Source organism: Enterococcus sp. S183_ASV_20, assembly GCF_018919685.1.
Lineage (GTDB): Bacteria > Bacillota > Bacilli > Lactobacillales > Enterococcaceae > Enterococcus > Enterococcus faecalis.
This window is the reverse complement of record NZ_JAHLRI010000056.1, coordinates 1-14,589: the sequence shown is the minus strand read 5'-3', so window position 1 is coordinate 14,589 and position 14,589 is coordinate 1. Positions and strand designations below refer to the sequence as shown.

Sequence of the window (14,589 nt, the reverse complement as noted above, 5' to 3'; positions counted from 1 at the left end):
TGCACGAATGAGTGGAACTACGCGGGAAACAGCAAGCAGTGTTATGAAAAAATTAGTCCAAATGAACCGTATTAGCTACAGTCATAAATTCTTAACTTTTCTAGATACGCCATTCTTTATTGATCGATTGAGTAATTAATCATAGAGAAGGGAGATACAGGAAAGTAGGTTCCTGTATAAAAGGATATGGCAGAAAAAAAGAAGAAAAACAAAAAACAGCTTTCGTCTTTTAGTATTTTATTTATTATTTTAATTGTTTTAGGTATCGTAACGGTCTTGCTAAATGGCCAGCCATTTACCCCAAGAGAAATTGATGGCAAAATGGTTGACCACGTGGTAGGGGCCAAATTATCGGATATTATCATGGCTCCATTCAATGGGTTTAAAGATGCCATTGAAATTAATATTTTTATTTTAGTACTCGGTGGCTTTTTAAATATTGTGACACAAACTGGGGCTCTTGAAGCAGGGATTCAATCAGTCGTTAAAAAGTTAAAAGGGAACGAATTGAAAATCATTCCGATTTTAATGATTTTATTTTCTATTGGTGGTTCGACTTATGGAATGGCAGAAGAAACAATTCCTTTTTATGGTTTATTGAGTGCCACCATGGTCGCCGCTGGTTTTGATACGTTTGTCGCAGTGGGTACTGTGCTATTGGGTGCAGGATCAGGTGTTATCGGTTCAACGGTTAACCCTTTCTCCACAGGGGTAGCGATGGATGCGTTGCGAGGTATTGGCATTCAGCCGAATACAGGAATTATTTTAATTGTCGGTGCTATTTTGTGGGCGGCCTCTACTAGCTATTCTATTTTCATTGTGATGCGTTATGCGAAAAAAGTGAAGGCTGACAAAGGTTCAACAATTTTATCTTTACAAGAACAAGAGGATATGGAAAAAACGTATGGACAAGCAGCGTCGAAAGAAATGCCATTTACGAATCGTCATAAAAAAATCTTAATGGTATTCGCTTTCTGTTTTGTCATTATGATTGTTTCCTTAATTCCATGGAACGACTTTGGAGTGACGATTTTCAAAGGCTGGACGTCTGTTTTAACAGGCAACAGTTTCGGTGACTGGTACTTTGGCGACTTAGCGATGTGGTTCTTCCTTTTAGGGATCATTGCTGCCTTGATTGGTCGCTTTACTGAAAAAGAAACCATTGAAGCATTTATCGACGGTGCCAAAGATATGTTATCCGTTGTTTTAATTATCGTAGTTGCTCGCGGGGCATCTGTTTTGATGTCTAAAACGTATTTAGATTCATTTATCCTTGATAAAGCGGCAGGCTTATTACAAGGACTCTCCCCAGTCTTATTTGTCATCGGTGCCTTTGTTTTATACTTAGGTTTATCTTTCCTAATTCCTTCAACTTCTGGTTTAGCGTACGTTTCTATTCCTGTAATGGGTGCGTTAGCTAAAAACATTGGTTTAAGTCCAGAAGTGATGGTTATGATTTTTGCTTCAGGTTGTGGCTTGATTAATTTGATCACGCCAACATCTGGTGTCGTAATGGGTGGTTTGGAAATTTCCAAAGTTCAATATGCCACTTGGACAAAATTCATGGCCAAACCAATGATTGTCTTAGGCTTAATTAACCTAATTATCTTAATTGGCGCGATGTTACTCTTTAGCTAATCAAAAATTTTTTATGTTAGGGCTTCGGCTTTCGGAAAAAAGAAGAAGCAATGAAACAACAGCGACTACCTAAAAGTAGTCGCTGTTGTTTCATTTTGATAGTTGTTGAATTAACAATCTTGCGACAGCGCGGACAGAAAAAGGATTTTGCCCAGTGATTATACGGCCATCTTGATACGCAAATTCTTTATAGGGACGCTTTTTCGCAAAAGTAGCACCATGTTCTTTGGCAATTGTTTCGTTTAAGAAAGGAACAACTGCTTTTTTCATGGCTAAAATTTCTTCTGCAGTAGTGAAGCCAGTAATGGTTTTATCTGCAATCAAATAATTTCCTGACGCATCTTTGACATTTAAAAGACCAGCAATTCCGTGACAAACAGAAGTTAGGTATTTGCCCTGTTCGTAAAGGCTACGAGTGATTGCTTGCAACTGAGGATTATCAGGAAAGTCCCACATAACGCCATGGCCTCCTGTAAAGTAAATTGCTGCGTATTCATCTGGCTCAATTTCTTCAAGAGAGAGGGAATGCGCTAGCGCTCGTTCTTGAAAATCAGCACTTTCATAAACTGCCATAATGGATGAATCTACATATTTCATACTCCGGGGATCCAAAGGGACATAGCCTCCTTGGGGACTAACATAGTCAACTGAAAATCCTGCTTTGGTTACTTCTTCCACGAACTCCGTGGCTTCACCTAGCCAGAGGCCCGTTGGTTCTTCGGTGCCGTGATAACGGGAAACGTTTGTGAGGACCACGAGAATTTTTTTCATGCTTGCTTCCTCCCTGGCATAATCGACGTAATGTGGGTCAATAGTTGTTGGAGTTGCTCAATTTTGGTGGTATCGTGAGAAAGTGAGTAATAATTTTTAGTTCCTTCACTGCGACAATCAATTAATTTGGCTTGTTTCAAAATTTTTAAGTGGTGAGAAACAGCGGGACGTGAGAGTTGTGTCGCCTCTGTTAACTCAGTGACACGACGGCCAACACAGGCCTGGTCTTCTAACAGTGCAATAATAATTGCTTGGCGTTTTTCATCACCCAATGCGATTAAAAAATCACTAAGCGCAGTAAATTCTGTTTGAATTCCTTCTAATTCTTTCATATTCTTTCGCCTCTTTGGTTCGTATTTTTAAACGATTAAACCATTTTTCGTGTTTTTTGTCAATAAAATACGCTGAGGGCTGAAACTTGACGTGGATCCCATTTTTCGTTAAGATACTAATTGATTAAAGGTTTAAACTTTTAAACCAATAAAAGGGATAGAAAGAGAGGAAAGATTCAATGATGAAAGCCGCTTTAATTCATAAATACGGACAAAAAGAATTAGCAATCGAGGAGGTGCCCTTACCCACCATTCATGACAACGATGTTTTGGTCAAAATTATCGCTGCCAGTATCAACCCGATTGATTTAAAAACAAAAGATGGCAAAGTAAAGATGCTTTTAAATTATCAAATGCCACTGATTTTAGGCAGTGATTTTGCTGGGATTGTTGTTTCTGTTGGAAAAAATGTTCAAAATTTTAGGCTGGGCGATGCAGTTTACGGGCGAGTACCCAAAAATCGCGTGGGAACTTTTGCTGAATATATTGCAGTGGATCAAGCGGCTGTAGCTATGAAGCCGAAAAATTTAACGTTTGAAGAAGCTGCGGCCATTCCGTTAGTCGGTTTGACAAGTTATCAAGCGCTACATGATATTATGAATGTACAGCCAGGCCAGAAAGTCCTGATTCAAGCAGGTTCAGGAGGGATTGGGACCATTGCGATTCAATTAGCAAAACTAGCGGGCGCTTACGTTGCCACCACAACGAGTAGTAAAAATAAAGAATGGGTTCAAGTGTTGGGAGCAGATGAAGTGATTGACTATCGGACACAAAATTTTGAAGAAGTTTTATCCGACTACGATTATGTGTTTGATACAATGGGGGGGACAATCTTAGAAAAAGCTTTTTCAGTGGTTAAACCTCAGGGAAAAGTCGTTACATTGTCAGGCATTCCCAACGAACGTTTTGCTAAAGAGTATGGCTTGCCGCTTTGGAAGCAATGGGCCTTTAAAATAGCTACTCGCAAGATTCATCGATTGGAGCAAGCCACAGATGTTAGTTATCATTTTTTGTTTATGCGTCCCGATGGCGAGCAATTAGCTTTACTCACTGAGTTCATTGAACAGGGGAAATTACAGCCGATAATTGACCGAGTCGTTCCTTTTAGCCAAATTCAAGAAGCGGTAGATTATTCACTGACAGGACGAGCACAAGGGAAAATTGTTGTGAAAATCGCCGATGTTGATCACGACTAAGTAAAGGAGACTTGCAAGAAAAACAGGCCTATTGTTCTTGCAAGTCTCAAAGTTTACCATTTAAACGCCGCCTAACGAAAGTGATTTTAGGCGGGAAAAGATTTTTATAGAAAATCCTCATTTTTCCAGTTTCTATTTTGCAAATTCGTTATTTTTTGTTATTCTATTGATGGTTGTGTATGCGCTTCCTTTTTAGGTGGATACACAAAAATGAACGGAGTGCAGAAAGGAATGGTGTTCAAAGTGGGGAACAATTTATCGACAAGAAAAGGAGAAAACAGAGAAACAATTGTCAGTTGGCTGGGTCTTTCGTTATTGGTTGGCTTGGCGTTTATCTTATTTAGTCTGTTTCATCAACCAATGATCAGCCAAGCCAATGAGCCGACCCAAGAGAAACATTTTATGGTTTATTATCGGGCTTGGCGTGACAAAACGATGCAAGGAGTTAATACAACATTGCCAGATGAAAATTGGCTAACGATGCACGATATTCCTTATGGTATTGACATTGTGAATGTCTTTAGTTATGTGCCAAAAGGACAAGAAGCACTTGCACAGCCATTTTATGATACGTTAAAAAATGAGTATGCGCCAGCATTACATGCACGAGGTGTTCGTTTAGTTCGTGGGATTGATTATAGCGAGCTATTAAAAGTTCCTTATGCAGGAACAACGCCTACAGAAGCAGAATTTGATGCTTATGCGAAAGAGTTGTTAACCAAATTTGTCGATGATTTAGGAATTGATGGGTTAGATATTGACATGGAAACTCGTCCAAGTGAAAAAGATATTGTTCTATCTAATGGTGTCATTCGTGCATTATCAAAATACATTGGACCGAAGTCGGGAACGGATCGTCCATTTTTGTATGATACCAATGCAGAATATTTACCACCTTTACAAGATGTCAGTGACTGTTTCGATTTTCTCGCGTATCAACAGTATGGTAGCGATGACCAACGCACGCAACGAGCATTAAATAATTTAAGTCCGGTTCTCAATGGGGAACGATTTGTTCCAGGATTAACTTTCCCAGAAGAGCAAGATCGCAACCGCTGGTATGACACAAAAGAGCCGTATATGGAAAGTAACATGTATAAAGTAGCTCGTTATTCTTATGAAAATAATTTAGGGGGCATGTTCCTCTATGCCTTAGATCGCGATGGTCGCACCTATAATGAAGACGATTTAAATCAGATAAAACCTTCTAATTTACTTTGGACAAAAACGGCCATTGCAGAGAGTAAAGGCGTTTCTCTTGCAGAGATGAAAGCGGCTGCGCAACACTATTTAAAACGAATTAGCTACGCCAACACAGACCTTGAAGCACAAAATAAAGCCGCAGAAGCAGTGACACAAGCAACAACGCTTTATGATGTGAATAAAGCTATTTTAGGTGGCGATTATGGCCAAGGGATTTCAAACACCTATGATGCTGAATTAGAAAAAGGCCTGTTAGCCATTGACTTAACCACTTTATATCGTGCGTTGGATCAAGCAGTTACAGCCATTGAAAAGGCAGAAAGCTATACACCAGAAACGATTCAAGCACTACAAACAACAAAAGAGACAGTCGCAACAGAACTTGCGGGAAAAACGTATACAGCCGCGCAAGTGACTACTTGGCAAACGGAGGTCCAAACAGCTTTGGATAATTTAAAAGAGAAACAAACACAACCTTTAAAAAGTGTCTTTTCCATTGATGCGGGAAGAAAATATTTTTCCGTGGAGCAACTGGAAGAATTAGTGGCCAAAGCCAGTCAAAATGGGTACACAGATGTCCAATTAATTTTAGGAAATGATGGCTTACGGTTTATTTTGGATGATATGTCGGTCAATGTGAATGGTAAAAAATACAACCACAACCGGGTTTCAAAAGCAATCCAACGAGGCAACAACGCGTATTACAATGATCCTAATGGCAACGCGTTAACACAAAAAGAAATGGATCGGTTGTTGGCTTTTGCGAAAGCGCGCAACATCAACATCATTCCCGTGATTAACAGTCCAGGACATATGGATGCGTTGTTAGTGGCTATGGAAAAACTAGCGATTAAAAATCCCGCTTTTGATGGCTCAAAACGAACAGTAGATTTAGGGAACCAAAAGGCAGTGAATTTCACAAAGGCAATTATCAGTAAGTACGTGGCTTATTTTTCCGCGCATAGTGAAATTTTCAATTTTGGTGGCGATGAGTATGCAAATGATGTCGATACAGGCGGTTGGGCGAAACTGCAATCTTCTGGGCGCTACAAAGATTTTGTCGCTTATGCGAATGATTTAGCTAAAATAATTAAAGATGCGGGCATGCAGCCAATGAGCTTTAATGATGGCATTTATTACAACAGCGACGATTCTTTCGGTACATTTGACCCAGAGATTATTATTTCTTATTGGACAGCCGGTTGGAGCGGATATGACGTAGCCAAACCTGAGTACTTTGTTCAAAAAGGACACAAAATTTTTAATACCAATGATGCGTGGTATTGGGTCGCTGGCAATGTTGATTCTGGCATTTATCAATATGACGATGCTTTAGCAAATATGTCGAAAAAAGCATTTACAGATGTGCCAGCAGGTAGCCCAAATCTTCCAATTATTGGAAGTATTCAATGTGTTTGGTATGATGACCCTAGTCGTGACTATGATTTTGAACGAATTTATACGCTAATGGATACGTTCTCGGAAAATTATCGTGAGTATATGGTGGTTAAATAAGACTAGTTAAAGCTAATGAGTTATCTATAAAGACTGGCACGAATCAAGCTTGATTCGTGCCAGTCTTCTTTAACGGAAGAAGATTTGTTTGAGGGCCAACAATCAATTTAGGAATGCCTTATTGAAATGTTCCTGTTCTTATTGTAGACTGAAAGAAGTGGTGGTGGAAAGCTATCACCATTAATAGAAAAGCAGGAAAATAAAAAGGATCTTGTTGGAAGTTTAATGCTTGGAAATGTAAGCGGAATCATTTTTGTTGGAATGCTAAAAAAGGGAGTAGAGTTATGAGTAATGAAAATATCGTCTTAGCAAGAAATACAGAGCGTGCACCAAAGCATCCTCTCGCAGCCCAAACAGTCGCATTTTCCCACTATAATCATTTGTCGGCACAGTTACCTATTGAGCCAACCTCTGGACAATTGGTAGAAGGTGGCATTCGGGCCCAAGCGACACAATGTTTGAAAAATATCCAAGCGGTTGTTGAAAGTATCAACCATGTGATGAGTGACATTGTCAGAATGACCATTTTTGTCAAAGATATGCGGGATGCTGCCGCAGTTGAGGAGGTCTATGCGGCCTTTTTTACCCATTATTATCCAGCTAAAACAGTGGTCGCCGTCGCAGATTTGCCGTTAGGCGCTTCTGTTCAAATGGAGGCACTTGTTTCAAATGGGGAAGGAACTATCCCTAATGCACCTCAAGCTGGGGATTTAATTAAATTAACAAATCAGACTGTTCAGGCACCAATTGATGCTCTAGCCAGTCAAACGGTCGCGTTTTCTCACTATAACAATCTGTCTGCACAATTGCCTATAGATCCTCAAACGGGCAGAGTTGTGGCTGGCTGTGTTAAAACGCAAACAAAACAATGTTTGAAAAACATAAAAGCCATTTTAACCAGTATTGATGTGCCTTTTGATGATATTGTGAAGGTCAATATTTATTTAAAAGATTTATCTAAGCTAGAAGCTGTCAATCAAGTATATGCCGCTTTTTTCCCAGATTCAGGAATTGCGCGTACGGTCAATTACATGCCAGCACGAACAGTGATTGCTGTTGCTGATTTACCAATGGGCGCGGCGGTTCAAGTAGAAGCGGTGGTTTCTCATGGGGATGGTACGCCACCACAAGCGATTGAAGATCGACATGGATTAATTATTGAAGCAAATAATACAGATCACGCACCGAAGTGTCCATTTTCGACACAAACTGTTGCTTTTTCTCATTACAACCACCTATCAGCTCAGCTACCATTGGACCCTAAAACAAATGCGTTAGTCGCTGGCGGAATCAAGGAACAAACGACGCAATGTTTAGAAAACATCAAAGCGATTATTGAAAGTGTGGATCACAGCTTAGCTGATCTGGTGAAAGTGAATATTTTTGTGAAAGAGATTGAAGAGCTGGCGGCAGTAGATGACGTCTACCAAACGTACTTCCCTGAAGGCACGCCTGCCAGAAGAGTGATTGGTGTGACGGATTTACCAAAAGGTGCCCAGATTCAAATCGAAGCGATTGCTGGGAACGCAGAAGGTACGCCACCAATTGGCTAAACAGTAAAATAAACAAACGTCAGCTGGCTTCTGAAGCCAGCTGACGTTTTTAGTATTTAGATAAATCAGTAAAGTAAGCTAGTTGCCATTTTTGTGTTTTTTTGGCGGTTTGATTAAGGTTTTGGCACCAAGAAGGATAAAAACGGGCTGCCATTTTGCCTTTTTGTTGGTGCGTTTTGAGAATTTTTTGTTGGATTAAACATTCTTTTGGCAGAAGAAAGAGACCTTGCTTTTCTTGATCAGCAATGACAATTGCTAACATTTCAGGGGCTTCCGTTGCATCAAAGGCTTCGTTCTGATTTTGTTGATTTTTTTCCCAGAAGGCTACAAAATAGCCTTCTTTTTTCGGCGTTTTTTTGGCTAAGCGACTGCGGATAAGTTGTTGCGATTCATTAACTTGACATAAAAAGCCTTCATATTCGGCATTTTGTTTTTCTTCGGAAAGCAGGGTGATCGCGCCCACTGCTTTTTCAAGTATTGGCAATGAATTCATAGGGAATGTCCTTTCTTTTCGTTTAATGTCGGTAAGAGTTCTTGGATAATGGTTAATCCTTTCGCCAATACCTCAAGCTGATTGGAGGCCAAGGAAATTCGTAAAAAAGCATCTGGCTGATTTTGCACAGTAAAGCGGCTCGAGTGAAAAAGACGTACCCCATTTTGGAGAAATTCTTGTTCAATTTGCGGCGCCGTTTTTTCGGTAGAAAGGGGAATAGTTCGGTAGTACGGCAAAGGATTGCTAGGTCTAGCTAACCCAAAAATGGCATCAAATAAGTCATTGGCTTGTTTTGTTAAAGCCAATTTTTCTATCACTAATTCTTCTGCAACTGGTGAGCGTAAGACTTGGGTGACAATTTCAGCATCAAAGCCAGAAGTTTTAACGTTAATGTTAAAAATCGCACGCTCTATTTCTTGGCGAAGAAGCGGAGGGAAAACAAGGTACGCAATGCGTAAGCCTGTACAGACAAACTTTGTCATCCCCGCTAAGTAAATCGTTTGTTGAGGTAAGAGTTCTTGAAACGTTGGTAAAACTGCTTGCTGTGCATAAGTTGTTAAAAAAGAATGAATGTCATCTTCAATTACCCATAAGTGTTCTTGCTGAATGATTTCAGCTAAAGTCATTCGGCGGGCGCTAGACATTTGGAAACCAATCGGGTTATTACATGCGGGCATTAAGAAAATACCGTGTATTTTTTTCTTTTTGCATTCTTGCAGTAAATGCTCTGGGTCCATCCCCTCGGAATCATAGCCAATCGGGACGATTTCTAAATGATAAAGCTGGGCGAGTTCAATAAAATTTGAATACGTGTATCGATCTACGGCAATCCGCTGACCTGGAGAAAAAGCGGCGGCTAACGTCACGGCCAGCCCATTCTGGACACCAGATACAATGGCAACTTCTTCGGCATTGGTCCAAACGCCTTGTGTCTGAAGCCATTCGGCAGCGGTTGCTCGTTGAAAGTGCGTACCTAAAGGATCGCGATAATTTAGCAAACTGTTAAGGGCCGCATTTTTACTAACTGATTCAATAAAAGGTAAAATCCGCTGATTACACATATCAAAGGAACTAACCAGCCCTAAATCAATTAGATGGTCCGCTACTTGGTTGGTAGAGATTGTAATTGAGTGAAACGCGTTGGGAGAAACGAAAGTGCCGCTACCGATGTTGGTATAAAGTAAGCCTTTTTCCATAGCGTGTTTATAGGCTTGACCAATCGTCGTGAAATTCAGATCCAAGTAATCAGCTAATTCTCTTTGCGAAGGCAATTTCACATTTTTTTGAAGTGCACCAGATAAGATATCCGCTTCTAATTGTTGAACCAATGATTGGTAATAAGGTCTTGTTAAACGTTCTTTAACAGGGCGCCATGACAACGCATAGTTCTCATAGGAATTAATCGGCATGAGGGGAACTTCCTTTCTATAAAATTGTATTCCATACAATTATAGCATTGAGTGTATTGTTTGTCTGGTTTATGATAGCGCAAAGGGAGGAATTCAGATGGACATTATTTCTTATGAGAGGGTTATTCAACAATTGTCGTTTTCCGAAGCAATTCAAGTGATGAAACGTTGCTTTGCAGAGTTGCAAAAAGGAAAAATTTCGCAAAGTGAGCGCCATGTAGAGGTTTTACCAGATGGGGAAAATCAGAATCTTTTTGCATTAATGCCTGCTTACTTAGGAAAAAATCGCTTTTTTGGGGCAAAAATCATTACAGCTTTTCCAGAAAATCCACAAAAAAATTTGGCCTCACATCTTGGTCAAATTTTATTGTTTGATAGTTCTACTGGAAGACCAGTTGCGATGATGGACGCCAATGCGATTACGTGGCTTCGCACAGCAGCTGTTTCTGCTTTGGCAACCGATTATTTAGCAGCTCCAGAGGCAAAAAGTATCGCTTTGATTGGTGCAGGTCAACAAGCTTCATCTCATCTCGCAGCGCTACAAAGCGTTCGGGCGATTGAAAAGGTTTTTATATATGACCGCACAGCAGAACGCGCACGAAAATTAATCGCTAAGCAACAGCACAATTACCCCGAATGTACCTTTATTGGTTGTTCTTCTGTCCAAGAAGCCGTCCAGGAAGCGGAAATTATCTGTACACTAACTTCCAGTCAGGACGCATTTTTAGAAGAAAAAGACGTTTTGCCGAATGCCCATATCAATGCAATTGGTACATTCACGCCGACTTCCAGAGAATTAACAAGCGACCTTGTTAAAAACAGTCAAGTGTTTGTAGATGAGTATGCGGCTGCATTAAAAGAAAGCGGGGATCTTTTAATTCCGATTTCAGAAGGTGCCTTTTCAGCTGAAAAAATTGTAGGTTCTCTCGGCGAATTAGTGACTGGCAAAGTTAAACTAAAGGCGGAGCAGAAAGGCCGCACGATTTTTGATGCGGTTGGCTTAGCAGTTGAGGATTTGTGTTGCGCGGAATACATTTATCAAAAAATACAAGGAGAGAATTAAAATGAGTTATCCCTATTATATTGTCGATGCTTTCGCGGAGGAAGTTTTTAAAGGCAATCCCGCCGCTGTTTATGTTTTGGAAAAATGGTGGCCAGAAGCGGTGATGCAAAACATTGCGATTGAAAATAATTTGTCAGAGACTGCTTTTACAGTCAAAGAGGGAAAAAGTTACGCCCTGCGCTGGTTTACGCCGGAACGAGAAATCGATCTCTGCGGGCATGCTACATTAGCGACGGCTTTTGTGTTATTTAACTATTATTCCGTTGCGGAAGAAACGCTTCATTTTACTAGTCAAAGTGGACCGCTCGCAGTGACCAAAAAAGAGGAATACTATTATCTAGATTTTCCTTATATCCTACCGGAAAGGATTCCAATTTTGCCAGAGTATGAAGCCGCTTTAGGCACGAAAATTTATGAAGCTTATTTGGGTCGCGATTTATTTTTTGTCTTAAAAGACGAAGAGACAGTGGCAAAAATCACACCAGATTTTTCTGCATTAAAAGCATTGGATTTAGGAGTAGGAGTCATTGTAACGGCACCAGGAGACTCGGTGGATTTTGTTTCACGGACTTTTTTCCCGAAACTAAGAATTAACGAAGATCCAGTTTGTGGTTCTGCGCACGCCAATTTAATTCCTTATTGGGGAAAACGGCTCAATCAAATGACCCTTTCGGCCTATCAAGTGTCCCCAAGAGGCGGCTTTTTAACTTGTGAAGTGAAAGAAAATCGAGTCATTATTGGTGGTACTGCTAAACTATTTGCAAAAGGGGAAGCTTACTTGCCTGTATAAAAGTACACCGACCGCTAGCAATTCGTCGTTAGCGATCGGTGTACTTTTTAAATAGAATAGTTGCGAGAAACAAAGGGGACTTCTTCACCATTTTCGAGCTTATTTAGATACAAAGCTAACATGAAAAAGTAACCTGAGAGTAAGTTGACTACATCATACAGCTGCGGATCAATTTTTTTACCCCCATAGTCCATGCGATAAAGTAAACGAACAATATCTTTGGCTTTGGCTCTTAAGATGTGTGCATAAGAGGAACAGATTGTGCCCATCGGTAAAACAAAAGGACGATTTTCTTCGTATGTCAGTTCATTCATAGCATTGACACGTTCCAAAAGCCAGGATATTTCGTCCTCTGTGACTGTTAATTTTGTTCGGGTCGTTGGATTGACATGGTAGATTAACTCGCAAATTTTGGCTAGTTCTTCTGTTAGTGCAGGCTGTTCAGGGACGTCTAATTGTTGCACATATCCTCGTAGAAGACCTGTCATCGAGGCCAATTCATCAGTCATTAATTCAAAATCACATCGTAAATCTTCTGGTTTAGAAGATAGATACGGGTATGCTTCATACGGACTGCGGTACATTTTTTCCATTCAATTTCCCTACTTTCTAAAAATAAAAAGCCCTCAAAAAGAATGCACGAAAGCCAATCTTTTTGAGCGCCGTTGCTCGACTGTTCACAGTACACCATTGTACTTGCTAAGGTAATCATAGCCAAGAGTGAAGGGAGAGTCAAGGGGGGAATGAATATGAGATAACTTTATTGATTTATTTTTTGCTTAATATAATCAATGACATCTTTCTTTTGTTCTTTAGCCTCTGATATATATTCCTTTAGTTCTTTATCCGTAATTGTTGAACTGTTAATTCCTTGTTCATACAATTGTCGTCTAGTTTTTGAAACATCATCTGTTGGATTCAATTCTCTATTCTTTAAATTCTCGGTTGTTTCAATTGTTATAGATGATGTAGAAGTTGGTGTTGTGTCTGGATTACTACTATCTTTTTTAGAAGACTGGGTAGTTTGCTGTTTAGTTGATACTTCAGTAGATGAAGCGTCGCTATTTTTTCCCCCAGTATTATTACTACATGCCGTTAAAAGTAAGGCTAACGATAGTACAATAAGTTTTTTTTTCATTATATCCTCCTATAAAATAACGAAACATGGTCGGCCTTCTGTCCAATCAATTGGATCATTTGACGGGGTATTCCAAAGTGCTTGCGTGGACACCCAACCTGAGTAAAACTGGCGACCGTATGGATCATAGGTTAAAGTGTAACCATTTTTGTACTCATGAACGACAATAGCATGTCCAATCCCAACATTTTGATATAAAATAACGGGATATCCTTCAGAAAGATAGGCGTTTAATGTAGCTACATCATTAATAACTTTGATCGAACGGCCATATGATTGAGCTGTTATCACTAAATCAGTTGCAGAAGCGCCAAAGTATCTTTGATTTAACCCGCCATAAGATGCCATTCTTGTTGCAACACTGACAGGATTTACATTATAACCGTAAGAGCCTCTTAAAATCATAGATAAACTTGTTGGAACACATCCTGCTACGCCAATGGTATAGTTTCCGATATAAGTATTAATCCATTGTGGGTCACGTTGAGAATAATAATAAGGTTTTTTCTTTAATCTTTCTGCACGTAATCTGTTTGCTATCTCTGCTGGTGTGCGAGCTTCATCGCCAACTAAAAAGGCTTTTCCAGATCCTTTAGGAGCAGTTTCACCTTTTCTAACTATTTTGATTTGAATAGCTTCCAAATGTTTAGAGGCAGCTTGACTTCCAGCTGAGGCACCATTAGCTGCCCAATTCAACCAACCTTTATCTTGGATATGGACACGGTAATAGACATCATAATATCTTGAAACATCACCGGCCAGTTTAATTTTAATGGCTTCTAATTGTAAATTTTTTCCAGTTGTGCCAGACAATGCCCCATTAGCTTTATAAGCTTGCCATCCGATATTTTGGATGTGCGTAGAGTATTCTATATTTCCAGCTAGAGCAGCATTACTCAGGTTGATTTTGATTGCTTCCAGTTGTAAATTTTTCCCACTTGTACCAGCTATTTCACCATTCTTGACAACCCCTTGCCAACCAATATTTTGCACGTGTGTTTGATAGTTGACATTTGGTTTGATTTCATCTGGACGTTTTGCTTCATTTCCAACTAAAAAGGCTTTTCCATTTCCTTTAGGAGCAGTTTCGCCCTTTCTAACTACTTTGATTTGGATGGCTTCTAAATGTTTAGATGCAGCTTGACTTCCAGCTGGGGCGCCATTAGCTGCCCAATTTAACCAACCTTTATCTTGGATATGCACTCGATAATAGACATCATAATATCTTGAAACATCACCGGACAGTTTAATTTTAATGGCTTCTAATTGTAAATTTTTTCCAGTTGTGCCAGATAATGCCCCATTGGCTTTATAATCTTGCCATCCGATATTTTGGATGTGCGTAGAGTATTCTATATTTCCATCTAGAGCACCATCACTCAGGTTGATTTTGATTGCTTCCAGTTGTAAATTTTTCCCACTTGTACCAGCTATTTCACCATTCTTGACAACCCCTTGCCAACCAATATTTTGCACGTGTGTTTGATA

At 39.8% G+C, this 14,589-nt stretch carries 13 protein-coding genes and 1 pseudogene; 7 read left to right on the top strand and 7 right to left on the bottom strand.

Annotated features, from left to right (window positions below; translation table 11 throughout):
- Positions 1 to 139 (top strand): annotated as a pseudogene (locus KQI94_RS13170) (helix-turn-helix domain-containing protein); the annotation flags it as partial.
- A 47-nt stretch (positions 140 to 186) separates the two neighbouring features.
- Positions 187 to 1,638 carry a YfcC family protein gene (locus KQI94_RS13165; RefSeq protein ID WP_002356134.1) on the top strand — a complete coding sequence of 484 codons (1,452 nt, stop codon included), beginning with the start codon at positions 187 to 189 and terminating at the stop codon, positions 1,636 to 1,638.
- Positions 1,639 to 1,728: 90 nt separating this feature from the next.
- On the opposite strand, the gene KQI94_RS13160 is transcribed toward KQI94_RS13165, so the two are convergent.
- On the bottom strand, positions 1,729 to 2,409 hold the full coding sequence (locus KQI94_RS13160; RefSeq protein ID WP_002359260.1) for a type 1 glutamine amidotransferase domain-containing protein: 681 nt from the start codon (positions 2,407 to 2,409) through the stop codon (positions 1,729 to 1,731).
- Positions 2,406 to 2,741: a metalloregulator ArsR/SmtB family transcription factor gene (locus KQI94_RS13155; RefSeq protein ID WP_002359261.1), complete on the bottom strand. Its 336-nt coding sequence runs from the start codon at positions 2,739 to 2,741 to the stop codon at positions 2,406 to 2,408. Before KQI94_RS13155 ends, KQI94_RS13160 begins: the two co-directional genes overlap by 4 nt.
- Positions 2,742 to 2,920: 179 nt before the next feature.
- Between KQI94_RS13155 and KQI94_RS13150 the strand changes: the two genes are divergently transcribed.
- The 3 genes from KQI94_RS13150 to KQI94_RS13140 all read left to right on the top strand — a co-directional run bounded on the left by KQI94_RS13150 (position 2,921) and on the right by KQI94_RS13140 (position 8,208).
- Entirely contained in the window at positions 2,921 to 3,937 is a 1,017-nt protein-coding gene (locus KQI94_RS13150) for an NADP-dependent oxidoreductase (protein ID WP_002390350.1), read from the top strand.
- A 210-nt stretch (positions 3,938 to 4,147) separates the two neighbouring features.
- A complete protein-coding gene (locus KQI94_RS13145; protein WP_010819687.1) occupies positions 4,148 to 6,655 on the top strand; it encodes a family 20 glycosylhydrolase in 2,508 nt (835 codons plus the stop codon).
- 284 nt (positions 6,656 to 6,939) lie between these two features.
- Positions 6,940 to 8,208 (top strand): RidA family protein, encoded by a 1,269-nt coding sequence (locus KQI94_RS13140; RefSeq protein ID WP_002367615.1) that lies wholly within the window; start codon positions 6,940 to 6,942, stop codon positions 8,206 to 8,208.
- A gap of 49 nt (positions 8,209 to 8,257) precedes the next feature.
- Here the strand turns inward: KQI94_RS13140 and KQI94_RS13135 are convergent, their stop codons facing one another.
- The gene (locus KQI94_RS13135; RefSeq protein WP_002368588.1) at positions 8,258 to 8,701 is read right to left on the bottom strand and encodes a MepB family protein; all 444 of its coding nucleotides are present in this window, start codon (positions 8,699 to 8,701) and stop codon (positions 8,258 to 8,260) included.
- Positions 8,698 to 10,110: a PLP-dependent aminotransferase family protein gene (locus tag KQI94_RS13130; protein ID WP_002368587.1), complete on the bottom strand. Its 1,413-nt coding sequence runs from the start codon at positions 10,108 to 10,110 to the stop codon at positions 8,698 to 8,700. The genes KQI94_RS13135 and KQI94_RS13130 overlap by 4 nt, the downstream gene beginning before the upstream one ends.
- A 97-nt stretch (positions 10,111 to 10,207) precedes the next feature.
- On the opposite strand from KQI94_RS13130, the gene KQI94_RS13125 reads away from it, so the two are divergent.
- Together KQI94_RS13125 and KQI94_RS13120 are read left to right on the top strand one after the other, a co-directional pair.
- Positions 10,208 to 11,173 carry an ornithine cyclodeaminase family protein gene (locus tag KQI94_RS13125; protein ID WP_002368585.1) on the top strand — a complete coding sequence of 322 codons (966 nt, stop codon included), beginning with the start codon at positions 10,208 to 10,210 and terminating at the stop codon, positions 11,171 to 11,173.
- 1 nt (position 11,174) lies between these two features.
- Positions 11,175 to 11,963, top strand: coding sequence for a PhzF family phenazine biosynthesis protein (locus KQI94_RS13120; RefSeq protein WP_002368584.1), 789 nt, complete (start codon positions 11,175 to 11,177; stop codon positions 11,961 to 11,963).
- A gap of 47 nt (positions 11,964 to 12,010) precedes the next feature.
- On the opposite strand, the gene KQI94_RS13115 is transcribed toward KQI94_RS13120, so the two are convergent.
- The 3 genes from KQI94_RS13115 to KQI94_RS13105 form a co-directional block, all read right to left on the bottom strand.
- A complete protein-coding gene (locus KQI94_RS13115) occupies positions 12,011 to 12,556 on the bottom strand; it encodes an ATP-binding protein (protein WP_002390347.1) in 546 nt (181 codons plus the stop codon).
- A gap of 167 nt (positions 12,557 to 12,723) precedes the next feature.
- A complete protein-coding gene (locus KQI94_RS13110; protein WP_002368580.1) occupies positions 12,724 to 13,101 on the bottom strand; it encodes a hypothetical protein in 378 nt (125 codons plus the stop codon).
- A 9-nt stretch (positions 13,102 to 13,110) separates the two neighbouring features.
- A partial coding sequence (locus KQI94_RS13105; protein WP_216454495.1) for a C39 family peptidase occupies positions 13,111 to 14,589 on the bottom strand: 1,479 nt, incomplete at its 5' end.